The organism is Corynebacterium simulans (assembly GCF_001586215.1).
GTDB lineage: Bacteria > Actinomycetota > Actinomycetes > Mycobacteriales > Mycobacteriaceae > Corynebacterium > Corynebacterium simulans.
Window position 1 is genome coordinate 167,817 of the sequence record NZ_CP014634.1, and the last position, 22,908, is coordinate 190,724.

A 22,908-nucleotide genomic window follows, 5' to 3' on the forward strand; every position below is an offset into this window, starting at 1 on the left:
ACTACAGGCCGGCAGCCTCACGCAGTGCGACGGCACGGTCGGTGGACTCCCATGGCAGCTCAATGTCGGTGCGGCCGAAGTGGCCGTAGGCTGCGGTCTGGCGGTAGATGGGACGCAGCAAGTCGAGATCGCGGATGATAGCGGCCGGGCGCAAATCGAAGACCTTGTTGACGGCGGCCTGAATCGTGGCGTCGTCAAGCCCGTGTTTCGCAGTGCCAAAGGTCTCGACGTACAGGCCCACCGGCTTCGCACGGCCGATGGCGTAGGCGACCTGGACCTCAGCCTTGTCAGCCAAATCCGCAGCGACGATGTTCTTAGCTACCCAGCGCATGGCGTAGGCCGCAGAGCGGTCCACCTTGCTCGGGTCCTTGCCGGAGAACGCGCCACCGCCGTGGCGAGCCATGCCGCCGTAGGTATCGACGATGATCTTGCGGCCGGTAAGGCCAGCATCGCCCATCGGGCCACCCAAGATGAAGGAGCCGGAAGGGTTGACCAGCAGCGTGGTGTCCTCGCCGTAGAAGTGCTCGAGCTTGGCGTCCTTGATAACCCATTCCACGACGTGCTCGCGCAGTTGCTCCATGAGCCACTCCTGGGAAACCTCGGGATCGTGCTGGGTGGAGATAACCACGGTGTCCAGGTGGGAAGGTCGGTTATCGTCGGTGTAGGCGAAGGTCACCTGGGTCTTGCCGTCTGGGCGCAGGTGATCGACGATGCCCTGCTTGCGAACCTCGGTCAAGCGGCGCGAAAGGCGATGTGCCAGTGCGATAGGCAACGGCATGAACTCATCGGTCTCGTTGGTGGCGTAGCCGAACATCAGGCCTTGGTCACCGGCACCGGCGGTATCATTTTCCTCGTCGTAGTCATCGGAACGGTCACGAGCCTCCGTAGAGGTATCGACGCCAGCGCCAATTTCCTGGGACTGCTCGCCGATGGCGACGTTAACGCCACAGGTGTGGCCGTCGAATCCGACGTCGGAGGAAGTAAAACCGATGTCCGTCAAGGTCTTGCGGACCAACTGCGGGATTTCTACGTAGCCGGTGGTGCGAACCTCACCGACAACGTGAACCTGGCCGGTGGTCACGAGGGTTTCCACTGCCACGCGCGCCTTCGGATCCTTTTCCAACAGCGCATCCAAAATGGTGTCGGAGATAGCGTCGCAGATCTTGTCCGGGTGGCCCTCAGTCACGGATTCGCTGGTGAACAAACGGGTAGCCGGTGCAGGGTTTAAAGTCACAGATATTCCTTAGTGCAGACAGAAAAGCTTAACTAGCGAAAGCTCTTTTAGCGTTCGATGCATGGTTCTGGCCCCAAGCTTTAACAACTAGCCAGCATAGACCAAGCGGTCTATTAAATCAATTAGGCTTTTATCTAGTTGCCCATTATCTCTTGTACTGCGTCGAGGATTTGGGACGCGACCACATGCTTTGAACCATGAGCCACCACTTGCGGCGCTGCATCACGACTTAAAATCCAGCCCTCGCTATCAGACTGCCCAAAGACCTTACCCTCGCCCACCTCGTTGGCCATCAAGAGGTCACAGCCCTTCTTCAAAAACTTTTTCTTGGCAAAATCGAGCGCGGAATGGGTGGCATCGCCGGTCTCCGCGGCAAAGCCCACGATGACGGCATTGGGGTTAAGCTCGCCGGCATCACGCTTGGCGACGATCCCTTTGAGTACATCAGGGTTCTCCACTAACTGGATGCTAGAAAGCTCGGCATCTGCCTGACCTTTCTTCATCTTTGACTCTGCAATGTGTGCCGGGCGGTAATCGGCAACGGCAGCGGCCATGATGACCACGTCTGCATCGCGCGCTTCCTCCTCCATCGCCGCCTGTAGCTCCGCCGTCGAAACAACCTTGCGAACCTTTGCCCCAGACGGAACAGGCAGCTTCTCCGTGTTACCGGCGACGAGGGTGACGTTCGCGCCGCGTTGTGCGGCAATCTCGGCAAGTGCGAAGCCTTGCCGGCCGGAGGAACGGTTACCCAAGTAACGCACCGGGTCAAGGTTCTCCTGCGTACCGCCTGCAGAAATAACGACATTCTTGCCTGCAAGCCCCTGGCCCATGCGGTAGCCCGCCAACTCGGTGCGCACGAGCTCGGCAATCTGCTCTGGCTCGGGCAAACGCCCCGGGCCCGAATCGCGGCCGGTTAGGCGGCCGTGTGCTGGCTCCATCACGGTGATTCCGCGGCGCCGCAAGGTGGCAACGTTATCCACCGTGGCCGGGTTCTGCCACATCTCGGTGTGCATTGCAGGGACAACGATGACAGGGCAGGTCGCCACCAGCACCGTGGCCGTCAGCAAGTCATCGGCACGGCCAGCGGCGATGCGGGAGATGACATCGGCCGTGGCGGGAGCTACAACAACGGCGTCTGCGTGCTGACCAATATTGACGTGCTGGACTGAATCCACATCATCGAAAACCGAGGTGCTCACGGGGTTGCCAGAAAGCGCCTCAAAGGTAGCCGCGCCCACGAACTGCAGTGCCGCTTGAGTTGGCACAACGCGGACGCTATCTCCGTGCTCTTTGAAGTCGCGGACTAAATGGCAAGCCTTGTATGCGGCGATACCACCGGCTACTCCCACCACGATATTGCGCGGCCGAGCGGATGTTTCTGATGCAGTAGAAGGCGCGGAAGAAGATGCAGAAGAATGAAGGTTCGCTTGATTCACCCGGCCAATTCTACAGCCCGGAAACTTTTCGGCCGCAAGACGCCAAAAGGCCCAGGCTCCCCCGCCAAGATGGCGGCAGGATACCTGGGCCCGACAAAGCTTATTTGAAAGCTTTTACTTTCCTTCCTCGTGATCGAGGAGACCAGCTTCAATCTCACGCAGAGCGATGGAAAGCGGCTTCTCGCCCGCCTCAGGGGTTACCAGAGGACCGACAAACTCGAAGACACCCTCATCCTGCTCTTGGTAGTAGCTGTTGATCTGACGCGCGCGCTTAGCGGCGAAGATCACCAGAGCGTACTTGGACGAGACCTTATCGAGGAGCTCGTCGATCGGCGGAGCAGTAATGCCCACTGGCGGATCGAACACTGGCTCTGGCTTCGGGGCCTCAGCATTAGCAGGGGTGGTCACGTTAGTCACATGCACCTTTACTTCACTTGGAAATGGTCAAAATCTAGTTCTATCCCTGCAGGATAGCACTAATAGCTGCCACGGCGTCATCAAGATTCTCATTGACAACGACGTGCTCGAACTCGTCTTGTGCGGCAAGTTCAGCGTGTGCGGTCTTAAGCCTACGGTCGATGACGTCCTGCGGCTCGGTGCCACGGCCGGTCAGGCGCTCAACGAGCACCTCCCATGACGGCGGCGCCAAGAACACGGTCTTTGCTTCCGGCAGGGCGGCCTTGACGTTGCGAGCGCCTTCCAGGTCCACCTCTACGAGTACGGGGCGGCCTGCCTCCATTGCTTCCTTTACGGGCTGTGCAGGAGTGCCGGAGCGCTGGAGCCCGCCGTGAATATCTGCCCATTCGAGCATTTCACCGGCGTCAATGCGCTGCTGGAAAGCTTCAGGAGTAACGAAGAAATAGTCAACCCCGTCCTGCTCACCAGGTCGGGGTTGACGCGTCGTCATTGAGACGCTGAAGTACAGCTGATCGACGTCATCGCGCAGACGCGAAACCACAGTGGACTTACCCACAGCGGAAGGCCCAGCCAGAACGACCAGGTTACCGCGTGCAGTTGCGTCAGACATCGCGAATCTTATTCGCCGTAGCCGAAGCGCTCGAGCAGGGCACGGCGCTGACGATCGCCGAGGCCGCGCAGACGACGGGTCTGAGCAATCTCGAGATCTTCCATGATTTCCTTAGCCTTGACCTTGCCAACCTTCGGCAAAGCCTCGAGGAGAGCGGAGACCTTGGTCTTACCGATGATCTCGTCGGTCTCAGCCTTGTCCAGAACGTCCTTCAGGTTGGTTTCGCCGCGCTTCAGCGCAGCCTTGAGCTCGGCGCGAGCCTTGCGGGCCTCAGCGGCCTTTGCGAGAGCTTCCTTGCGCTGCTCATCAGTCAACTTTGGAAGGGCCACGGGTTTCCTCCGATTTCATTAGATTGATAATTTACGTCCAGTAAGTCTTACCAGAATTCGGTCGCGAAAACGGGAATCAAAATCCCGCTGTGCCGAGCAAAACGACTAAAACCACTAGTCACAGGCTCGGCGCGAACCGACTTCTGGCAATCCTAGCACTGGTGATTACGCGATGACATCATTTGGGTCCGTATTGTACGGAATTCCTGCACGTCATCGCGGTGCGTTTCTCAAAGTACCAGGTAAATGGCGGGCCTTATAATCGGCCGCGCCATAACCTTAAAAAGCGGTCTCTTCGGTGGCCTCTGCCAGGGAAGATTTCACTGCTTCACGCAGGTCAACAACCTGCGGGCCAGCGGAAAGGACCGAACGGGAAACGCTGGCGAAACCCAACTGCGGGGCCGCCGCAGTGATTACTTTCACGTCCTGCGCAGTAGCACCTTGGGCACCGACGCCCGGCAGCAAAACCGGGCCGTTCAGCTCGTCTAGGACAGGCGGCTGCGCAAGCGTGGCGCCGACTACGACGCCGACGTTGCCCGGACGTCCTGCGACTTTGTACGCGGCATTGAGCGCGGCGCATTGGTTGACCACGCCCTGCGCCAGCGTCACGCCTTCTTCGTCCATGATGGACTGAAACGCCACGGCCTCCGGGTTGGAAGTTGCAGCCAGAACGAAGACTCCCCTGCCCTTTTCTTCCGCCAGGTCGAACACCGGCTGGAGCGAACCGACTCCTAGATATGGAGAGACGGTCACTGCATCCGCGGACAACGGCGAATCATCGCTAAGCCATGCAGCAGCATAGCCGGCCATCGTGGAGCCGATGTCGCCACGCTTGGCGTCGGCAAGCGTCAAGCAACCTGCTTCACGCAAGTCCCGCAGGGTCTCTTCCAACACCGCAAAGCCCGCAGACCCAAAGCGCTCGAAGAAGGCCACCTGCGGCTTAACCATTGCGACGGTCTCGGCGAATGCCTCCACGCAGGTACCCGCGAATCTCCGTAGCCCATCGACGTCGTCGTTTAAGCCCCAAGCACGCAGCAGATGCGCATGCGGGTCGATGCCCACGCACAGCCTGCCGCGCTCGGCACCGGCAGCGACGAGCCGCTCACCGAAGGTGCTAGTGCTTTGCGTCATGCTCAAGCTCCTGCAGTGCACGTACCTCAAGGTTGCCGATGCGCAGCGCCTCGATGCCCTGGACCGCAGCGGTAACGCCCTGGACGGTGGTAACAAGCGGAACGCCCACGGAAACAGCCGCCGCGCGGATGTCGTAGCCGTCGTGGCGTGCGTTGTCTGAACCAGCCGGGGTATTGAGGATGAGGTCGACCTTGCCGGCAAGAATCTGGTCAACGATGGACTCCTGGCCATCTGCTGCCTCGGAGACCTTGACCGCTACCTCGCACTCCACGCCGTTGCGGCGCAGCATCTGCGCGGTGCCTGCGGTAGCCACGATGTTGTAGCCCATGAAGGCCAGACGCTGGATTGGGAAGATGAGGGTGCGCTTGTCGCGGTTAGCCACGGAGACGAAGACCGTGCCCTCAGTCGGCAAGTGGCCGAAGGCAGCGATTTCGCCCTTGGCAAAAGCCGCGCCGAAGTTACTTGCTAGGCCCATGACCTCGCCCGTGGACTTCATCTCTGGGGAGAGCAAGGTATCAAGCAGCGTGCCGTCTGGGCGGCGGAAGCGGTTGAAAGGCAGCACAGCTTCCTTGACCGCAATCGGGTGCTCCAGTGGCAAGGAACCACCATCAACCTCGGTAGGCAGCATGCCTTCTGCACGCAGATTAGCGATGGACTCGCCCATCATGACGCGAGCTGCAGCCTTAGCCAGCGGCACGCCGGTGGCCTTGGAAACAAAAGGCACGGTGCGCGATGCGCGCGGGTTCGCCTCGATGACGTACAGCGTGTCATCCTTCAGCGCGTACTGCACGTTCATCAGGCCCTGTACACCGATGCCCTTAGCTAGCGCGCGGGTGGAGCGGCGAACATTATCGATGTCTTCAGGCCCCAGAGTCATCGGTGGCAGTGCACAGGAGGAGTCACCGGAGTGAATGCCGGCCTCCTCGATATGCTCCATCACGCCGGCCAAGTAGACCTCTTCGCCATCGCAGAGAGCATCCACGTCAATCTCGATTGCGTTGTCGAGGAAGCGGTCCACCAATACAGGGTGGTCGGAGGTGATTTCCGTTGCGCGGTCGATGTAGTCACGCAGGGAGTCCTCATCGTAGACAATCTCCATGCCACGGCCGCCGAGCACGTAGGAAGGACGAACCAGGACCGGGTAGCCGATGTCGCGGGCTACAGAACGTGCCTCCTCGAAGGAGGTTGCGGTGCCGAAATCTGGCGCTGGAAGCTTTGCTTCTGCCAGTACCTTGCCGAACTCGCCGCGGTCCTCAGCCAAGTCGATTGCCGCAGCGGAGGTACCGACGACTGGAACACCAGCCTCGGTCAGGCGCTCTGCAAGGCCCAGCGGAGTCTGGCCGCCGAGCTGAACGATGACGCCGGCAACTGGGCCGGACTGGGTCTCAGCGTGGTAGACCTCCATAACGTCCTCGAAGGTCAACGGCTCGAAGTACAGGCGGTCAGCGGTGTCATAGTCAGTTGAGACCGTCTCCGGGTTGCAGTTGACCATGACGGTCTCGTAGCCGCGCTCGGACAGCTCCAACGCTGCGTGGACGCAGGAGTAGTCGAACTCGATGCCCTGGCCAATACGGTTCGGGCCAGAGCCCAAAATGATGACCTTGCCCAACTTATCGGCAGGCATCGGCTTGACCTCGGACTCTGCGTCTGGGTCCAGCTCGTAGGAGCTGTAATGGTACGGGGTCTGCGCCTCGAACTCGCCAGCACAAGTATCGACCGTCTTGTAGACCGGGCGAATGCCCAGCGACCAGCGCAGGGATCGCACGCCATCTTCGCCAGCGAACTCGGTACGCAGGGCGGCAATCTGGGCGTCGGAAAGCCCGTAGAACTTCGCCTCACGCAACAGCTGCGCGTCCAGGACCGGTGCGTTCAGCAGCTCCTCGCGGAAGTCAACCAAGGCCTTGAGCTCAGCAAGGAACCATGGGTCGATCTGGGAGTGCTCGTAGAGCTGTTCGACGCTAGCGCCGAGGCGGAAAGCCAGTTCTACGTCGTACATGCGGCCCTCGGTCGGACGCTCTAGGTCCTTGAGCACTGCATCCAGGTCCGTCGCGCGATCGCCGGCGAAGTACTCATCCGGGCGGGTCCAGAAGCCGTGCTGCTTGGACTCCAGGGAGCGCATGACCTTGTTGAGACCGGCGATGTAGTTACGGCCGATGCCCATGGCCTCGCCGACGGACTTCATCGTGGTGGTCAGGGTGTCATCAGCGCCCGGGAACTTCTCAAAGGCAAAGCGTGGTGCCTTGACGATGACGTAGTCCAAGGTCGGCTCGAATGCCGCAGGGGTAACGCCGGTGATGTCGTTTTGTACTTCGTCAAGGGTGTAGCCGATTGCCAACTTGGCTGCCAACTTCGCGATTGGGAAGCCGGTGGCCTTGGAAGCCAGCGCGGAGGAACGAGACACACGCGGGTTCATCTCGATGACGATGATGCGGCCATCAACCGGGTTGACGGCGAACTGGATGTTGCAGCCGCCGGTGTCAACGCCGACCTCGCGAATAATCGCAATGCCGAGGTCACGCATCTTCTGGTACTCGCGGTCGGTCAAGGTCAGAGCCGGAGCAACGGTGACGGAATCACCGGTGTGCACGCCCAAGGCATCGACGTTTTCGATGGAGGCAATGACCACTACGTTATCGTCGCCGTCGCGCATGAGCTCCAGCTCGAATTCCTTCCAACCGAGGATGGATTCCTCGATGAGCACGTTTGCCTCGGGTGAAGCAGCTAGGCCGCCGCCTGCGATGCGGTCGAGATCTTCCTGGTTATAAGCCAGGCCAGAGCCCAAGCCGCCCATGGTGAAAGAAGGACGCACGACTACCGGCAGGCCGAGCTCTGCGACGGTCTCGTGCACCTCGTCCATGTTGTGGCACACGCGGGAACGCGCGGACTCGCCGCCGATGGACTCGACGATGTCCTTGAACTTCTGGCGGTCCTCACCACGCTCAATCGCCTCAATGTCGGCGCCGATGAGCTCGATGCCGTACTTGTCCAAGATGCCTGCGCGGTCCAACTGCACCGCAGCATTCAGTGCGGTTTGTCCGCCCAGGGTTGCAAGCACCGCATCAATCTTGTGGCCTTCTTGCTGTTCCTTAACAATGATCTTTTCGATGAACTCAGGGTCAATCGGCTCCACGTAGGTGTGGTCTGCGAATTCTGGGTCCGTCATGATGGTTGCCGGGTTGGAGTTGACCAGCGTGACACGCAGGCCTTCTTCCTTCAGCACGCGGCAAGCCTGGGTGCCGGAGTAGTCGAACTCGCAGGCCTGGCCGATAACAATTGGGCCAGAACCGATAACCAGGACGTGGTTTACATCGTTACGCTTTGGCATAAGTTTCTAATCCTCTTCCTGGTGCCTACTTGTTAGGGGTCTTTTCGGTCATCAGCTCAACGAACTGATCAAACAGCGGGTTTGCGTCATGCGGGCCCGCAGCGGACTCTGGGTGATACTGAACGGAGAAAGCCATTCCGTCCTTGAGCGCTACGCCCTCAATCGTGTTGTCGTTGAGACAGGTATGGGTGACGATGCCGCGGCCGAAGTCGGTATCGAATTCCTCGCCAGCCGGGTTCTCCTGGCCAGACGGACTAGCGATGGCAAAGCCATGGTTTTGCGCGGTGATGTCGATCTTGCCGGTCAAGACGTTGCGTACCGGTACGTTGATGCCACGGTGCCCGAACTTCATCTTGAAGGTGTCTAGGCCCAGCGCGCGGCCTAGAATCTGGTTGCCAAAGCAGATTCCGAAGAAGGGAATGCGGGCATCCAGGATGTCGCGGACGATGGCCACCATTTTGTCGGCGGTAGCTGGGTCACCAGGGCCATTCGAGACAAAGACGCCATCCGGGTTGTACTGCTTAATCTCAGCATAAGGGGTATTAGCCGGTACCACGATGGTCTCAATGCCGCGCTTGGCAAAGTTGCCCGGCGTAGCGGTCTTAACACCCATGTCGTAGGCCACGACGGTGAACTTCTTTTCGCCTTCTTCCGCCACGGTATATGGCTTTTCGGTAGCGACCTGCTCAGATAGATCCAGGCCCTCCATCGATGGCTGGCCCTTGACCTCCTCAAGCAGCTCCTCTACTGGGCGCTGCGCGTCCTCACCGGAGAACAAACCGGCGGCGATGGAGCCATAGTTGCGCAGGTGACGAACCAAGGTGCGGGTATCGATTCCGCGGATGCCGATGATGCCTTGGGCTTCCATCTCATCCGAAAGGGAACGCTCCGCGCGCCAGTTAGATACGCGCTGTGCGAGGTCACGAATAACCAGGCCGGCAACCCAAATCTGGTTGCCATGAGACTCGTTGTCTTCGTCGTTCCAGCCGGTGTTACCAATGTGCGGCGCTGCAGAAACGACGATCTGGCGGTGGTAGGAAGGGTCAGTCAAAGTTTCCTGGTAACCAGTCATTGCAGTGCTGAACACTGCCTCACCGAGGGTGGTGCCGGTGGCACCAAAGCCGTATCCGCGGAAAGTGCGGCCATCAGCCAGCACGAGAATTGCCGGGATTCTTGCTGGTTTAGTCTCAGTCACAATGTGGCCTTTCTGTGGCTTGGTGGGTCTATAGGGTGCAAGGTTACTTGCCTTCAGCTTCGTCTGCGGCCAGTTCGTAGGTCACGGTGCCGCGCAGAATAGTGTGGGTGACGCGTGCGCTGAACTCCTCGCCCTCATAAGGGTTATTCTCAGACTTCGAAGCCAGCGTGGTGGAATCGGAGACCCACTTGTGCTCGGGGTTCACGATGGTGAGGTTGGCGGGCTCGCCCACTGCGATCGGACGGCCGTGGTCCGGCAGCTTGGTGATCTCTGCCGGGCGCTCCGACATCACACGGGCGACGAAGCGCCAGTCTGCGAGACCGGAGGCCACGAAAATCTTGGCGATAATCGCCAGCGAGGACTCAAGGCCCAGCATGCCTGGCTTCGCGTTTTCGAACTCAACGCACTTGTCTTCGGAACCATGCGGTGCGTGGTCGGTTGCCACGACGTCGATGATGCCGTCGAGCAGCGCCTGGCGCAGAACCAAGGTGTCGCGCTCCTCGCGCAGCGGCGGATTCACGCGAAAGACGCCGTCATAGCTCACCAGTTTTTCATCAGTAAGCAGCAGGTGATGCGGGGTAACCTCCGCAGTCAGTGGAATATCCTGGCCCTTTGCCCACTTCAGCAGCTCGACGGTGCCCTCGGTGGATGCATGGCAGATGTGCATGCGATTGCCGTAGTCACGCGCCAGCAGTGCATCGCGGGCGACGATGGACTCTTCCGCCACGCGCGGCCAGCCGCGCAGGCCCAGCTTGGCTGCCGTCTCCCCCTCGTGGGCAGATGCGCCCTCGGTCATGCGGTGGTCTTCCGCGTGCTGCGCGAGCAAGACGTCCAAGCCCTTGGCGTATTCGAGCGCGCGGCGCATCAACTGCGGGTCCTGCACGCACTTGCCATCATCGGAGAACATGCGCACTTTCGCGTCCGAGCGCGCCATCATGCCGAACTCGGTGAGGGTCTTACCCTCCAGACCCTTGGTAATAGAACCCACCGGGTGAACGTCGCACAGGCCGAGCGCCTGTGCCTTAGCCCAAACGGACTCCGCGATAATCGGCTGATCGGTCACCGGGTTGGTGTTGGCCATGGTAAATACGGCGGTAAAGCCGCCCTTGGCAGCAGCGCGGGAACCGGTTTCGATGGTCTCAGTGTCCTCGCGGCCTGGCTCGCGCAAGTGCACGTGCATATCGACCAAGCCCGGCAGCAGCACGTTGCCTTCGGCGTCGATTGCCTCATCGAACTGCGCGCTTGACTCAAGGTCAGCGCCCATATCCGCAATGACACCGTCGGCGATGAGCACCTGCACTGGCTCTCCCTCGCCGTAGGGGCGCACGTTCTTAATCAGCAATCGCTTTTCCGCAGCGGCAGAAAGACGGCCGGTTTCTGGATAGTTAGTCATGGTCTCTTACTCTCTTCCCTTTTCTTGATTCCGGCTGAATTAGATTCCGGCGTGTTCTCCGTTGGTCAACAGCGTGAACAGCACCGCCATGCGGGCGTATACGCCGTTGTTTACCTGCTGCAAGACTGCCGCCTTGTCGTAGTCAGCAACGGCATAGTTGATTTCCATACCGCGCAGCATTGGGCCCGGGTGCATTACGATTGCGTCCTTCTTCATGGCTGCGGCGCGCGCCTTGGACAGGCCATAAAGGTTCGCGTACTCGCGGTGCGATGGGAAGAAGCCGCCGTTCATGCGTTCTGCCTGAACGCGCAGCATCATGACGATGTCTGCGTCGGCCAGCTCGGAATCAAAGTCATAGGAGACCTTGACCGGCCAGGTATCGACGCCGAATGGGAGAAGAGTAGGCGGAGCCACAAGGGTGACTTCCGCACCGAGGGTGTTAAGAAGGTCAACGTTCGAGCGAACCACGCGGGAGTGCAGGCAGTCACCCACAATCTTGACCTTGAGCCCGGAGAAGTTGCCGCCCTTGATGCCAAGTCGCTGGCGCATGGTCACGGCGTCGAGAAGCGCCTGCGTTGGGTGCTGATGTGCACCATCGCCGGCGTTAATAACGGAAGGGCCATCGCCGTTAGGCGCTACCCAACCCGCCAACTGCTGCGGCGCGCCAGACGATGCATGGCGAATAATGATAGCATCCGCACCGACAGCGCTAAGCGTGAGGCCGGTGTCCCTCAAGGACTCGCCCTTTTTCACTGACGACGTCGAGGTCGACAGGTTGATGACGTCTGCGGACATCCACTTACCCGCCGTCTCAAAAGAGGAGCGGGTACGAGTGGAGTTTTCATAGAACAGTGTAAAGACGGTACGTCCGCGAAGGGTCGGAAGCTTCTTCACTTCCCGGCCTTCAAGCGCTTCGTGGAAACGGTCTGCCTCATCGAGCAGACCAACGATTTCGTCTTTGTTGAGATCAGCAATGGAAAGTAGGTGCTTCATTTTAAGCCTCCGCGGTCTTGCGGGTCAGGACTACCGCGTCCCGGCCATCAATTTCGGCGTTGTAGACGATGACATCTTCGTCGCGTGCCGTTGGAATGTTTTTGCCGACGTAGTCTGCGCGAATCGGCAGCTGGCGATGGCCGCGGTCCACGAGGACTGCGAGCTGAATGATTTCCGGACGGCCAACGTCGGCCAGCGCATCAAGTGCAGCGCGAATGGAGCGACCGGAATATAGGACGTCATCGACCAGGATGACGGTCGCGCCGTTGATACCACCGTTCGGAATTTTGGTGGGCTGCAATGCGCGGTGCGGCTTGTTGTGGAGATCGTCGCGATAGAGCGTGATGTCTAGGGATCCCCATAGGATTTCTACGCCGGAAAATTCCGCAATTTTTTGTGCAAGACGCTGAGCCAATGGCACGCCACCAGAGGGAATGCCAAGGAGTACGACCCGAGTTGCGTTCTCAGAGTCGAGCGCCGTCTTTTCAATGATCTGGTGCGCGATGCGTGCGACAGTGCGCGCGACGTCATCAGAGCTCAACAGCTCGTTAGACTCCGCGTTGGTGTCAATTCCACTCATCGTGACCTCCTTCCCCGCCTCACAGTGCGGTCTTTAAAGGATGCCGGTAAATGGGAATGAAGTAACTTTGCGCCCACCGTGGGCGGAAAATTGCCTCAAGCGTCCGAGCAACGTGGTTGCTCACATGGACAACGATGATTTTAGCATCAACCTATAGTTCCTCGAAGTCGTTTCATTCAGCTACTACCCCCACAAGTAGCAACGATCTCAATTTCGCCGACCTTTTCACGTATCGCGGCGGTCAGCGCAGCCTACCCAACCCCGCTCGCAGGTGTGAGCCTGCACACTAGTTCCGGTTGAACTGCGGCGCTTCTCGCCCAATTGTTAATGTTTAGGGAATAAAAAGTATTTGGGCTCCCCATGAGTCCGCCGTACTGGCACCTAAATCCGCTGAATTCTTGTCCCGTACAGTCGGCATCAATATCCTGCGCGATCGGCATAGATATAAGGAGAGGAAGACCAAAACCACGTGAGCTTTTCGGCCAAACACGAAGTTCCAGCCCCACGCGAGCAGGTATGGCAATGGCATACCCGTCGCGGCGCACTAGCGCGCCTTACTCCTCCTTTTACTTTCATGACCCCGTTAAAGCAGACAGAATCCTTGGCTGATGGCACCTCGATCCTGGGCCTGCCGGGCGGCCTCAAGTGGGTTGCCCGCCACGACCTTTCACGCTTCCAAACCAACGTCAGCTTCAGCGACGTTTGCCTCAACGCTCCCATGCGCTCCTGGGCCACATGGCGCCATCACCATCTCTTTGCCGATGCCACTACCGGTTCCGATAACGATGCTGGCGCTACCCAAATCACCGACACCGTCGACACCCGCATTCCGTCATGGGCTGTTAACTCCGTCTTCGCCTATCGCCAACACCAGCTCATCGAGGACTTCCAGTTTTTGAACCGTCTGCGCGACCTTGACACCCACGCCACGGCACCGGCTGTCGACCCTTCGGGCACCGTTCGCCCGTTGGTTTTCGCCATCAGTGGTTCCCGCGGTGGCGTGGGTCGAAAGCTCACCGCGCAGCTGACTACCGCAGGACATCAAGTTATCCAGCTTGTGCGCAATAGCCCCAAACCGGGCCAGCGTCAATGGCGCCCGAACCTGCCGGCGCCGGATCTCTTGGAGGGCGTCGACGTCCTTATCCATCTAGCCGGCGAACCAATCTTCGGCCGCTTCAACGCCGCCCACAAGGCAGACATACGGGAGTCCCGCGTGAACCCGACACAGCTACTGGCTGAGGTTGCCACCGCAACGCCTGAGCTCAAGGCAATGGTCTGTGCATCGGCAATCGGCATCTATGGCGCCGACCGGGGCGATACCGAGCTGACTGAAGAGTCCAGCCGCGGTGACGGCTTCCTGGCTGACGTGGTCAGCGATTGGGAGGCCGCCTGCACACCTGCCCGCGAGGCCGGAAAGCGTGTGGTCAATGTTCGCACCGGAATCGCCCTCTCCGGCAACTCCGGCTTGCTGCCGCTTTTGCGCGCGCTGTTTTCTACAGGACTCGGCGGCGCGTTTGGCAAGGGCGAATTCTGGTACAGCTGGGTCGCCATGGATGACCTGACTGATATCTACTTCCGCGCAGCAATCGATTCGCAACTTGCTGGCCCAGTCAACGCCGCCTCGCCTACCCCGGTCCTTAACAAGGATTTTGTCCATGCGCTCGGTGAGGAGCTCAAGCGCCCAGCGGTCGTGCCCATTCCAACTTTCGGCCCGGCACTGCTCTTGGGCAAGGAGGGCGCAAGCGAGCTCGCTCTGGCTAACCAGAAGGTCATCCCGGCCCGCCTGAAGGAGCTCGGCCACACCTTCCGTTACTCCACAGTCGCAGCTGCGCTTGCACACGAGCTAGGAGGCGAGGAGTTGTGGACTCCCGCCACGCGGGCGGCCAACTAGCAGGCACGCATCCCGGCTCCGGTAGCCTTGATCAAGATTCCGATTTATTCACCATGTAAGCAACGTGAGGATTGTTTTCAGTGACTGATCAAGCCGATGGTCAACCAACCATCTTGCCCGATACCCCTATCGAGCCAGTGACGCTCGAGCGCATTGCGGAAATCTTCGACTCTGAGAAGTTGGAGTACCGCATCGAAGAACAGCCAGTTTCTGAAGAAAAGACCGTCAAGATGCTGCGCACTGGTTTCTCGAACGCAGCCATCGCATTCCAGCTGCGCGAGAACGCCATCACCGCCGATTCCGTGTGGCGCGGCACCATTCCGGCATCTGAGGGCCCGAACCTTCTGATGCACATTAACCAGTGGAATCAGAACCATTTTGCGCCGACCTTCCGATTCTTCGAAGGTCCGGAAAACACCCTGGCTGTCTCCGGCGTGCGCGAGCTGGACACCGCCCACGGCGCTTCCCGCAACCAGCTGGGCGCTTTCGTTATGTCCACCTTGGACGCCATCCTGCAGTCCTTCGCATGGATTGAGCAGCAGTACCCGCAACTCGTCACCTGGGAGGAACACGAAAATGACTAATCAAGCTTATGCTCAGCCGCAGGTCACGCTCGACCGCATCATTAGCGCAATGCAGACCTTCGACATCGAGTTGACCAAGGTCGAAGGCCGCGACGATGCCGCTACCGCTAACTTGAACGGCCTGCCTTGCCTGTTCGCAGTTCTGGATTCCGTCGCCATCGTGCGCTGCGATGTGCCAACCGACGCCGTCTACACCCAGGCCGATGCTGGCCTGTTCCTAGCCGCGAACCAGATCAACTCCGTCGCCTTCGGCGCACGTGCCGTTATCTCCGAGCACGAGAACCTGCTTGTCGTACGTACCGAGCGCGATATTCCTTGCGCCGCTGGCCTCTCCGATGATCAGTTGACCGCTGCTTTAAAGGGCGCAGTCGACGGTGTCATTGGTGCCCAAGACGCAATGGTTGCCTCCGCAGAGGAGATGGCCAAGCTCGGTTCCGAAACCGCAGCCCAGGCCGGCGAGGCCAGCCCCGCCAGCGAATAGCGCTCCTTTAACTCCGCGAAACACCTCTAGAAAGCGTGCGTTGTGACCAACCAGTCCATCTCTGAAGTCAACATTCACCGGCTCGCAGAGCTCTTCGAGCAGCTCGAGGCCGATTACGTCCTACTCGACAAAATCGAAGACCCCGCCCGGGAGGACGCTGCCGCTGACGGCGGCGAAGGCTTGGTACTGCAGACTGGTTTGCCACACATCACCATCCACTTCGACATCGAGGATGACACCTTAAGTGCCTTCGCGGTGTGGGAAGGTCGCCTCCCGGCAAGCGCGGAAGACAAGGTTGGCGCATTCATTGCGGAATTCAATTGGAACATGTCCGCGCCGACCTTAAGTTATGACTTCCGTCCGAAAGGCACTGGCGCGGGCGCCAAGCAGGAGGAAGAAGAAATTGCCATCTGCGCCAACCGCGCGATGGGCGTAGGCATCGGCCTTAGCTCTAACCAGCTAGGCAGCTTCGTCTTGAGCGCCTTCGATAGCTTCGGCATGGCTTTCGACGCCGTTGCCGAAGCCTTCCCGCAGGCAGCTAAGTGGAACGATAAGGCAGCAAACAAGAAAGGTCGCAGCTAAGAATGTCTACCCCGAACGCATTTCCTTTTGACCTGTTTAGCAAGCCTGATTTTCCTGCAGTAACGCTAAAGCGCGTGCGCGAGCAACTCAGCACCCCGGAGATGAACATGTTTCCGGAGGATAACCCGGACTTTCCGGATTCCTTGAGTGCTCACCTTAATAACTTGAAGTGGGTCATCAGCGGGGCGGAAGATTTGGTGAAGCTGGAGTGCCTCCTGCCCACCACCCTTTCCTACGAGGATGTCTCCCCCGTCTTCCACGTCATCGCCAACGAGCACAACGCTTCTGCTTTCGACGGCCGCGCTCTCGTGGGCCGGAGCGAAGAAGACACCGTGGAACTGCGTGGCGACGCCACCTTCGTCACCACCGCGGGCATGAACGACGAGCAGCTTTTCCACGCGTTGAACCTCGCGGTCATCGCCGCCCAAGACGCGCTTCTTAGCACCCTGGACCGCTTCAACGAGTTCGCTCACGCGGTCCAGGAATCAGAAAGCTAAGGGAGGCTGAGGGACCTCCGTCCCCGTTTAGAGACTAATCAGGCCACGAATCAAAGCGCTGACTGCGCCCAGGGAAGCCACGGTCAAAGAAAGAATGCGTGCCTTCTCGCGCGGCACGTGGCGCGCAATACGAGTGCCCGTGGCGATGCCGAGGAACATGCCAATGACGCCGGCGGGCCAAATTAGCCACGTCACATCACCGAATCCGCCCGCACCCACGGCCAACTTGGTGCTCACTGAGAATAGACCGCCCACGATAAAACAAGGCTGCAACGTAGCGGCGTAGACCGCCTGCGGCCAGCGCGCCGCCTGCGCATAAACGGTAATAACAGGGCCGGCTACACCAGCTAGCGTGTTTGTGAAACCGCCGAGCACACCCGCTGACAGGGAGGGGCCAAGGCCGTGCATTTCCGGCACGAAGCGCTTGCCAAAGGTCACCACGCCCAGGGCGATGAGCAGGGCCGCGCCCACCAAGACCAGCAAGGCGGCCGAGTCGATATTAGCCACCAGCAAGGCCGCCGGGATTGCGCCCAGCACCATCACCGGCGCAATACGCAAGAACTTGCCCCAGTCCACGTTGGCACGCATCGAATACGTAGTCAGCATCGCGTTGACCACCGCCAGCACGTTGATGACCATGATGCCCTGGACTGGGCCCAGAAGCAGCGTCAAAATAGGTCCGCCGACGAGTCCAAGCCCCATGCCGGAGACTCGTTGCAGGCAAGAACCCAACGTCACGGTCAGTAGGATCGCGAGTGGGATTGCAATCATTGGGCGTACTTCTCCACCACTGCGCGGCCCACGTGCGCTGGGAACATGCCCGTGACGTCCCCACCAAACTTGGCCACCTGCTTGCACAGCGAGGAGCTGATGTAGCCGTACTTTTCATCGGTGAGCAAGAAGACCGTATCGATGCCGGAAAGACGGCGGTTCATCTGCGCCATCGGCAGCTCGTATTCGTAGTCCAAGGAGGAGCGCAGCCCCTTGACCAGTGTGTCCACACCGTGTTCCGTGGTGTAGTCCACGAGCAGGCCGGACCAATAATCGACCTTGATGTGCTCGTCGAAAGTCGCACGAATAAACTGCACGCGCTCTTCCACGCTAAATAGGCCGGAAGGCTTATCCGGGTTGCCGGTGACCAACACGGTTACTTCGTCGAACATCGCCGCCGCTCGGTTGATGATGTCCACGTGGCCCAAGGTAATGGGGTCGAAAGAACCCGGGCATACTGCTTTAGTCGGCATAGGTTTTCCTTTACTCCCCGCTTGCATCCGGACGGTGGTAGATGGCCATATCAAAGCGCGCTATACCAAATGTGCGCTTCTTGAGCTTCTGGCCGGTGGGCTCAAAGCCTTCGGGCCACTGCGGTTCTGGGCTATCTACGTGACGCTCGATGACGACAATCGCTGCATCATCAAGCACGGGCTCAATGGCGTCCAGCAGGCCCTGTACATCGTTGAAAGCATAAGGTGGGTCTGCCAACACCATGTCAAAGTAACCGCGCGGTGCGGTGGCCAGGTAGGTGGAGGCCTTCATCTCGCGTACGTCCACGCGCGGGTGCTTGACGACGCCCACGTTGTGCTTGATCACCTTCACTGCCGCCGGGTTGGATTCCACCAGAACGACTTCCTCCGCGCCGCGGCTAGCTGCCTCCAGTCCCAAGGCACCAGAGCCGGCAAACAAATCCAGCACGCGGCTATCAGCAAAACCCCAGCGCACATTCAACGAAGAAAAGAGGCCCTCGCGTGCGCGGTCCGCGGTAGGGCGCGTGCCGGACTCTGGCACCTTGATGCTGCGCCCGCGGGCTTCTCCGGCGATAATTCTGGTCATCGTGCCTCCCCAATAATCGCTAGTACGTCACCGCCATAGACTGCGGCAAAGTCTTCAGTACACAACTTATCCACCACTCCACGTCCCGGGACTACGACGGGAGCTTCTAGTTTGGTGGCCTCCACGGTAGCGATGGCATCTCCCGCAGAGACCTCTTGGCCCACGCTCACGTGAAAACGCACAGTGCCGGCAAAAGGTGCGCAAATGTTCATGGGCTCTAGATTAGTTCTTTTCTAGGTATTCCTGCTCGCTCTCGGTCATGTTCCGGGTTAATTCCACCGCCAATTCTGGGTTGCGCTGCACTAAACGGTACGCATCATCGTGCGTGCGCTCAATGATGTCGCGGTCATGGGCCAAGTCCAGCAGGCGCAGCGAGCGCTGGGTTCCCGATTGCAGGGTGCCCAGGATGTCTCCCTCGTGGCGCTGTTGCAGGTCAATCTCCGCCAACTCGAAGCCTGAGGTGGTGTCCGCAATCTGCATGATGCGTTTAAAAGAGCCCGTGTTTTCCGCCGCGGTGGTATGGAACAGGCAGATGGAAGCATTGCCGCCGCGGCCGACGCGGCCCCGCAGCTGATGCAGCTGCGAGACACCAAAGTTCTCGGACTCGCGAATGAGCATCACCGTGGCATTGGGCACGTCAACGCCGACCTCGATGACGGTCGTAGAGACCAACACATCTGTTTCACCCCGCGCAAAGCGCGACATGACCTCATCTTTATCGTTCATGCGACCATGCAGAACGTCGAGTTTAAGGTCACGTAGCGGTCCGGCCTGGAGTTGGGACGCCACCTCGAGTACGCCACCTTCTCCCTCGATGCGCGGGCAGACGATATAGGCCTGGTGGCCAGCCTGCACCTCCTCACGGATGCGCGCTAAAGCACGCTGCACCCAGGCTGGTGCCCATTCCGGAACCACGCTGGACTGGATGGGCTTGCGCCCGCCAGGCAGCTCGCGCAGGGTAGATACCGCCAAGTCACCGAAGACAGTCATGGCGATGGTGCGCGGAATCGGCGTTGCCGTCATGACCAGCATGTGTGGGCTCGTGCCCTCTCGAGTTTTCGAGCGCAGGCTATCGCGCTGCTCCACGCCAAAGCGATGCTGCTCGTCTACTACCACGAGACCTAGGTCGAAGAACTCTACAGAGTCCTGGATAATGGCGTGCGTGCCGATGACGATGTCGGCCTCGCCGGAGACAATGTCCAGCAGTGCCTGGCGCTTTTCCGCAGAGCGCTGGGAACCGGTCAGGACGGCGACCTTGACGCCATCGGGCACGCTCGCGCTAATCGACGCCCCGTGCTGCGCCGCCAGCACCTCAGTCGGTGCGAGCAGTGCCGCCTGTTTGCCTGCATCGACCGCCTGCAACATCGCACACGTAGCCACCATGGTCTTGCCGGAACCAACCTCGCCCTGCAGCAGGCGCATCATGGGCAGTGTGCCGCAGAGGTCTTCGTCGATTTCCGCAATGACCTTACGCTGCCCTGCCGTTAGTTCGAAGGGTAGGTTGCTCAGCAGCCCATCACGGTAGCCGTCCAAGATGGAAGGCATCGCCACGGCGGTACGCGCCTTGAAGTCGCGTTGGCGCAGGGCCATGACGAGGCCAATGGACAAAGCCTCGTTGTACTTCAAACGCTGAATAGCTCTTTCCGGGCCAGCCGCTGTGGGCTCGTGGACTTCACGGATAGCTTGGTCAAGTTCCACCATCATCCGGTAGTCCAGCGGCTCGGGGATCGTCGGAGTATTCTCCAGCACCATGTGGATAGCGCCCATGATGTACCACGAGGTCACCTTGCCGCTGGCGGGATAAATAGGAATCCACTCGCGCTCAAGCAAAGATTCCAGTTGCCCGAACTGCGAGAGGTTACGCAGCGAGCCTGTAGCCGTAACCTTGCCGCCGCTGCCTCCGGAAGGCGCTGCGTCGTAAAGCGCGTTGCTCGCGCTGCCTGCACCGCCTGCATCGATAACCACGAAGTCAGGATGTTGGAGCTGCGGCTGCCCGCGGTAGAACTTCAGCTTGCCGCTTAGCATCAAACGCATGCCTTGGCGCAGCACGCGGGTGAGATAGTGCGCGTTGAAGAAGGTGGCGGTAATCCCATTGTCCATCGCCAAAGTGAGCAAGAACCTCTTGGCTGTGTTCCGCTGCTGCAGACGCACCACCTGGCCGGTGACGGTGACATAATCGCCTTCGTTGGCACCGCCCAGGCCTACCTCTTTGTTGTGGCGGATGTAGTCACGCGGATAGTGGCTGAGCAGCTCGCCGCAGGTGGTGTACCCAAATGCCTTTTTGATTTTGGTGGCGTCTTTGGCCGGCAAGATCTCTTTCAACTCCCGCTCGTCCCGCCATCCCAGCATGCTTACTCCACTCCGATCTCAGTCTTGATGCCCTCAACATGGATGGCAACGACCTCCACCTCGAGTGCCTCAGACAGGTAATCATCATCCAGCTTAAGGCTGGTGAGGACGGTGACTTGCTCTCCCCCGGCAGCCAACATTTCACGGCTTTTGACCAAGATAGAGTCAACGTCTTCATGCGCAGGTTTATCCACGCGCATGGAACGCGCGGCATCCCCCATAACAGAAACCATGGAATCGGTGTCAGGATTATCCGGCTCATAGACGGAGATTGCCGCCAGGCCTGCAACCAAAGACTCAGTGGGCACCACGCGGGCCTCCCCGGCATCGCCCTCAAACCCGTTGGGCAGGTAAATATCCTGCGGCTGCGAAACCGTGACTTGCTCGCCTGGGCGAACAATCTTGGCGCCTACGGTTTCAAAAAGTGCTGCGACCGGGCCTGCCGGCGCTACCGCAAAGATGCGCCGTGATGACTCATCCACTACGGGTTCGTCTGCTGCCTCCGGCAGTACTTCCAAGCGCAGGTTGCTTACCACGCCGGAGCCGAAGGCCATCTCGATGACAGGGCCGGCCTCACGGGTATGAATGTGTACCGAGCCGGAGTTCTCAGTGGCGCGGGCAATGACGAGGCTATTGCCATGCTCACCTATCTTTTCACCAAGTGCGTCCAGATCCCCTTCGAAGAAGAAGACCACCTCGAGCTCGGCCTCAACCTCGTCTTCGTGTTCGGCCTCGCGCACTGCGCCGCCCTCGATCTCAGCCAGCAAGGCCTCAAGCAGGATGACGAACCCGGTACCGCCAGCATCGACCACACCGGCCTCTCGCAGTACAGCAAGCTGCGAAGGGGTCTTGGACAATGCAGTGCGGGCGGCAGTGATGGTTTCGACCACAATGTCGTGGAATTGCTTGCCAGGCTGCTCAGCAGACGCGGAAGCCGCAGCTGCCGCCGCACGCAAGACCGAAATGACCGTGCCCTCCACCGGACGCGCAATGGCGCGTTCCACCAGCTGCACTGCGAGGCTCAAAGCAGACGCAAAAGTCTGGCCATCCACGCGGGAATCAACCGTGGTATCCGCGATGCCGCGCAGCACCTGGGATAACACCATGCCGGAGTTGCCACGGGCGCCGCGCACGGAACCGATAGCAAGTGCCTCGGCTACGTCGCCTCCCTTTTCCACCTGCTCGAGTGCAGCCTCCATGGTGTGGGCCATGTTGGAGCCGGTATCGGAATCTGGAACCGGGAATACGTTAAGCGCATTGATTTCAGCGCGTCGGTGGGAAAGTTCACCAACAGTTCGGATCGCCCAGTTATGAAGACCACGGGCATCTAACGAACTCGGATATGACATGCCGAATAGTTTACAAGTGCCAGTCGACATCCGGCGCGCCCTGGTCGCGCAAAAGCTCATTAGCGCGCGAAAACGGCCGTGAGCCAAAGAATCCTCGGCGTGCGGAAAGAGGCGAAGGATGCGCCGAATTGATAATCGGCACGTCCGGCAAGAACTTCGCGCAGGCCTTGGCATCATTGCCCCATAAGATGGCCACCATCGGCTGCCGGTTGAGCGCCCGGATTGCAGCCTCCGTGATGGCCTGCCAGCCGAGCTTACGATGCGAGCCTGCCTCACCCGGTGCCACCGTGAGCACGCGATTTAAAAGCATGACTCCCTGGGACTCCCAAGCGCTCAAGTCACCGTCTTCGCGCGGGGCGACGCCTACGTCCTCGCTTAACTCTTTGTAGATGTTGTGCAAGGAACGCGGTGGTTTAACCCCAGGTGCCGTGGCAAAAGACCTACCTACCGCGTGTCCTGGCGTGGGATAAGGGTCCTGCCCCACGATGAGCACGCGTACTTGGGGCAAAGGCACGCGAAAGGCAGCAAAGACATTTTCGGCCGCTGGCAGGAATCCATCTTCCGGCAGCTGCTGCAATTGCTGCTCAATGGCCGGCAGGTGCTCTTCTAGTACCGGCACCAAGACCGGCAACCACGAGCTATCGATTACCGACGTATCAAAAAGTTGCGAGTACGGCGCAGTCATCATTTCCTCCCCTGAAA

The 22,908-nt window shown here is 59.7% G+C and carries 23 protein-coding genes; 5 read left to right on the forward strand and 18 right to left on the reverse strand.

What is annotated here, in order from left to right:
• Position 1 precedes the first annotated feature (1 nt).
• From metK to pyrR, 11 genes are all read right to left on the reverse strand, one after another.
• A complete protein-coding gene (gene metK, locus WM42_RS00775; protein WP_062035134.1) occupies positions 2-1,234 on the reverse strand; it encodes a methionine adenosyltransferase in 1,233 nt (410 codons plus the stop codon).
• A gap of 134 nt (positions 1,235-1,368) precedes the next feature.
• Complete coding sequence (gene coaBC / locus WM42_RS00780; RefSeq protein WP_062038988.1) at positions 1,369-2,586, reverse strand: bifunctional phosphopantothenoylcysteine decarboxylase/phosphopantothenate--cysteine ligase CoaBC; 1,218 nt, start codon at positions 2,584-2,586, stop codon at positions 1,369-1,371.
• Between the two features lie 198 nt (positions 2,587-2,784).
• On the reverse strand, positions 2,785-3,087 hold the full coding sequence (gene rpoZ, locus WM42_RS00785; RefSeq protein WP_061922276.1) for a DNA-directed RNA polymerase subunit omega: 303 nt from the start codon (positions 3,085-3,087) through the stop codon (positions 2,785-2,787).
• Between the two features lie 40 nt (positions 3,088-3,127).
• Entirely contained in the window at positions 3,128-3,697 is a 570-nt protein-coding gene (gene gmk, locus WM42_RS00790) for a guanylate kinase (protein WP_061922273.1), read from the reverse strand.
• An 8-nt stretch (positions 3,698-3,705) separates the two neighbouring features.
• Positions 3,706-4,026 (reverse strand): integration host factor, actinobacterial type, encoded by a 321-nt coding sequence (gene mihF / locus WM42_RS00795; protein ID WP_005531652.1) that lies wholly within the window; start codon positions 4,024-4,026, stop codon positions 3,706-3,708.
• A 279-nt stretch (positions 4,027-4,305) separates the two neighbouring features.
• The gene (gene pyrF / locus WM42_RS00800; RefSeq protein WP_062035136.1) at positions 4,306-5,157 is read right to left on the reverse strand and encodes an orotidine-5'-phosphate decarboxylase; all 852 of its coding nucleotides are present in this window, start codon (positions 5,155-5,157) and stop codon (positions 4,306-4,308) included.
• Positions 5,141-8,482 carry a carbamoyl-phosphate synthase large subunit gene (gene carB, locus WM42_RS00805; RefSeq protein WP_062035138.1) on the reverse strand — a complete coding sequence of 1,114 codons (3,342 nt, stop codon included), beginning with the start codon at positions 8,480-8,482 and terminating at the stop codon, positions 5,141-5,143. The genes pyrF and carB overlap by 17 nt, the downstream gene beginning before the upstream one ends.
• Before the next feature lie 25 nt (positions 8,483-8,507).
• Positions 8,508-9,680 (reverse strand): glutamine-hydrolyzing carbamoyl-phosphate synthase small subunit, encoded by a 1,173-nt coding sequence (gene carA, locus WM42_RS00810; RefSeq protein WP_062035139.1) that lies wholly within the window; start codon positions 9,678-9,680, stop codon positions 8,508-8,510.
• A 40-nt stretch (positions 9,681-9,720) separates the two neighbouring features.
• Positions 9,721-11,070 carry a dihydroorotase gene (locus WM42_RS00815; RefSeq protein WP_062035141.1) on the reverse strand — a complete coding sequence of 450 codons (1,350 nt, stop codon included), beginning with the start codon at positions 11,068-11,070 and terminating at the stop codon, positions 9,721-9,723.
• Positions 11,071-11,109: 39 nt separating this feature from the next.
• Positions 11,110-12,063 carry an aspartate carbamoyltransferase catalytic subunit gene (locus tag WM42_RS00820; protein WP_062035143.1) on the reverse strand — a complete coding sequence of 318 codons (954 nt, stop codon included), beginning with the start codon at positions 12,061-12,063 and terminating at the stop codon, positions 11,110-11,112.
• Position 12,064: 1 nt separating this feature from the next.
• On the reverse strand, positions 12,065-12,643 hold the full coding sequence (gene pyrR, locus WM42_RS00825) for a bifunctional pyr operon transcriptional regulator/uracil phosphoribosyltransferase PyrR (protein ID WP_061922257.1): 579 nt from the start codon (positions 12,641-12,643) through the stop codon (positions 12,065-12,067).
• A 469-nt stretch (positions 12,644-13,112) separates the two neighbouring features.
• Between pyrR and WM42_RS00830 the strand changes: the two genes are divergently transcribed.
• The 5 genes from WM42_RS00830 (at position 13,113) to WM42_RS00850 (ending at position 16,678) form a co-directional block, all read left to right on the forward strand.
• Positions 13,113-14,534, forward strand: a complete 1,422-nt coding sequence (locus WM42_RS00830; RefSeq protein WP_062035145.1) for a TIGR01777 family oxidoreductase — start codon at positions 13,113-13,115, stop codon at positions 14,532-14,534.
• 80 nt (positions 14,535-14,614) lie between these two features.
• Positions 14,615-15,118, forward strand: a complete 504-nt coding sequence (locus WM42_RS00835) for a YbjN domain-containing protein (RefSeq protein WP_062035147.1) — start codon at positions 14,615-14,617, stop codon at positions 15,116-15,118.
• Positions 15,111-15,599, forward strand: coding sequence for a YbjN domain-containing protein (locus tag WM42_RS00840; protein WP_061922248.1), 489 nt, complete (start codon positions 15,111-15,113; stop codon positions 15,597-15,599). Before WM42_RS00835 ends, WM42_RS00840 begins: the two co-directional genes overlap by 8 nt.
• A 42-nt stretch (positions 15,600-15,641) precedes the next feature.
• Positions 15,642-16,181: a hypothetical protein gene (locus WM42_RS00845; RefSeq protein ID WP_062035149.1), complete on the forward strand. Its 540-nt coding sequence runs from the start codon at positions 15,642-15,644 to the stop codon at positions 16,179-16,181.
• Positions 16,182-16,183: 2 nt separating this feature from the next.
• Entirely contained in the window at positions 16,184-16,678 is a 495-nt protein-coding gene (locus WM42_RS00850; protein WP_062035152.1) for a hypothetical protein, read from the forward strand.
• Positions 16,679-16,705: 27 nt separating this feature from the next.
• On the opposite strand, the gene WM42_RS00855 is transcribed toward WM42_RS00850, so the two are convergent.
• The 7 genes from WM42_RS00855 to WM42_RS00885 are packed head-to-tail and all read right to left on the reverse strand — an operon-like array spanning position 16,706 to position 22,894.
• Entirely contained in the window at positions 16,706-17,449 is a 744-nt protein-coding gene (locus WM42_RS00855) for a sulfite exporter TauE/SafE family protein (protein WP_062035154.1), read from the reverse strand.
• Positions 17,446-17,922 (reverse strand): pantetheine-phosphate adenylyltransferase, encoded by a 477-nt coding sequence (gene coaD / locus WM42_RS00860; protein ID WP_061922236.1) that lies wholly within the window; start codon positions 17,920-17,922, stop codon positions 17,446-17,448. Before coaD ends, WM42_RS00855 begins: the two co-directional genes overlap by 4 nt.
• A gap of 10 nt (positions 17,923-17,932) precedes the next feature.
• Positions 17,933-18,508, reverse strand: a complete 576-nt coding sequence (gene rsmD / locus WM42_RS00865) for a 16S rRNA (guanine(966)-N(2))-methyltransferase RsmD (RefSeq protein WP_062035156.1) — start codon at positions 18,506-18,508, stop codon at positions 17,933-17,935.
• Entirely contained in the window at positions 18,505-18,720 is a 216-nt protein-coding gene (locus tag WM42_RS00870) for a biotin/lipoyl-containing protein (RefSeq protein WP_061922230.1), read from the reverse strand. Before WM42_RS00870 ends, rsmD begins: the two co-directional genes overlap by 4 nt.
• A 10-nt stretch (positions 18,721-18,730) precedes the next feature.
• Positions 18,731-20,857 (reverse strand): ATP-dependent DNA helicase RecG, encoded by a 2,127-nt coding sequence (locus WM42_RS00875; RefSeq protein WP_062035158.1) that lies wholly within the window; start codon positions 20,855-20,857, stop codon positions 18,731-18,733.
• A gap of 2 nt (positions 20,858-20,859) precedes the next feature.
• Entirely contained in the window at positions 20,860-22,206 is a 1,347-nt protein-coding gene (locus WM42_RS00880) for a DAK2 domain-containing protein (protein WP_062035160.1), read from the reverse strand.
• Positions 22,207-22,216: 10 nt separating this feature from the next.
• Complete coding sequence (locus WM42_RS00885) at positions 22,217-22,894, reverse strand: uracil-DNA glycosylase (protein WP_235591280.1); 678 nt, start codon at positions 22,892-22,894, stop codon at positions 22,217-22,219.
• Positions 22,895-22,908: the final 14 nt, after the last annotated feature.

Coding starts and splice junctions, on each gene's coding strand:
- gmk (WP_061922273.1), bottom strand. CDS start 3,697: ATGTCTGACGCAACTGCACGCGGTAACCTGGTCGTTCTGGCTGGGCCT.
- pyrF (WP_062035136.1), bottom strand. CDS start 5,157: ATGACGCAAAGCACTAGCACCTTCGGTGAGCGGCTCGTCGCTGCCGGT.
- carB (WP_062035138.1), bottom strand. CDS start 8,482: ATGCCAAAGCGTAACGATGTAAACCACGTCCTGGTTATCGGTTCTGGC.
- WM42_RS00815 (WP_062035141.1), bottom strand. CDS start 11,070: ATGACTAACTATCCAGAAACCGGCCGTCTTTCTGCCGCTGCGGAAAAG.
- WM42_RS00820 (WP_062035143.1), bottom strand. CDS start 12,063: ATGAAGCACCTACTTTCCATTGCTGATCTCAACAAAGACGAAATCGTT.
- pyrR (WP_061922257.1), bottom strand. CDS start 12,643: ATGAGTGGAATTGACACCAACGCGGAGTCTAACGAGCTGTTGAGCTCT.
- WM42_RS00840 (WP_061922248.1), top strand. CDS start 15,111: ATGACTAATCAAGCTTATGCTCAGCCGCAGGTCACGCTCGACCGCATC.
- WM42_RS00850 (WP_062035152.1), top strand. CDS start 16,184: ATGTCTACCCCGAACGCATTTCCTTTTGACCTGTTTAGCAAGCCTGAT.
- WM42_RS00855 (WP_062035154.1), bottom strand. CDS start 17,449: ATGATTGCAATCCCACTCGCGATCCTACTGACCGTGACGTTGGGTTCT.
- coaD (WP_061922236.1), bottom strand. CDS start 17,922: ATGCCGACTAAAGCAGTATGCCCGGGTTCTTTCGACCCCATTACCTTG.
- rsmD (WP_062035156.1), bottom strand. CDS start 18,508: ATGACCAGAATTATCGCCGGAGAAGCCCGCGGGCGCAGCATCAAGGTG.
- WM42_RS00870 (WP_061922230.1), bottom strand. CDS start 18,720: ATGAACATTTGCGCACCTTTTGCCGGCACTGTGCGTTTTCACGTGAGC.
- WM42_RS00875 (WP_062035158.1), bottom strand. CDS start 20,857: ATGCTGGGATGGCGGGACGAGCGGGAGTTGAAAGAGATCTTGCCGGCC.
- WM42_RS00880 (WP_062035160.1), bottom strand. CDS start 22,206: ATGTCATATCCGAGTTCGTTAGATGCCCGTGGTCTTCATAACTGGGCG.
- WM42_RS00885 (WP_235591280.1), bottom strand. CDS start 22,894: ATGATGACTGCGCCGTACTCGCAACTTTTTGATACGTCGGTAATCGAT.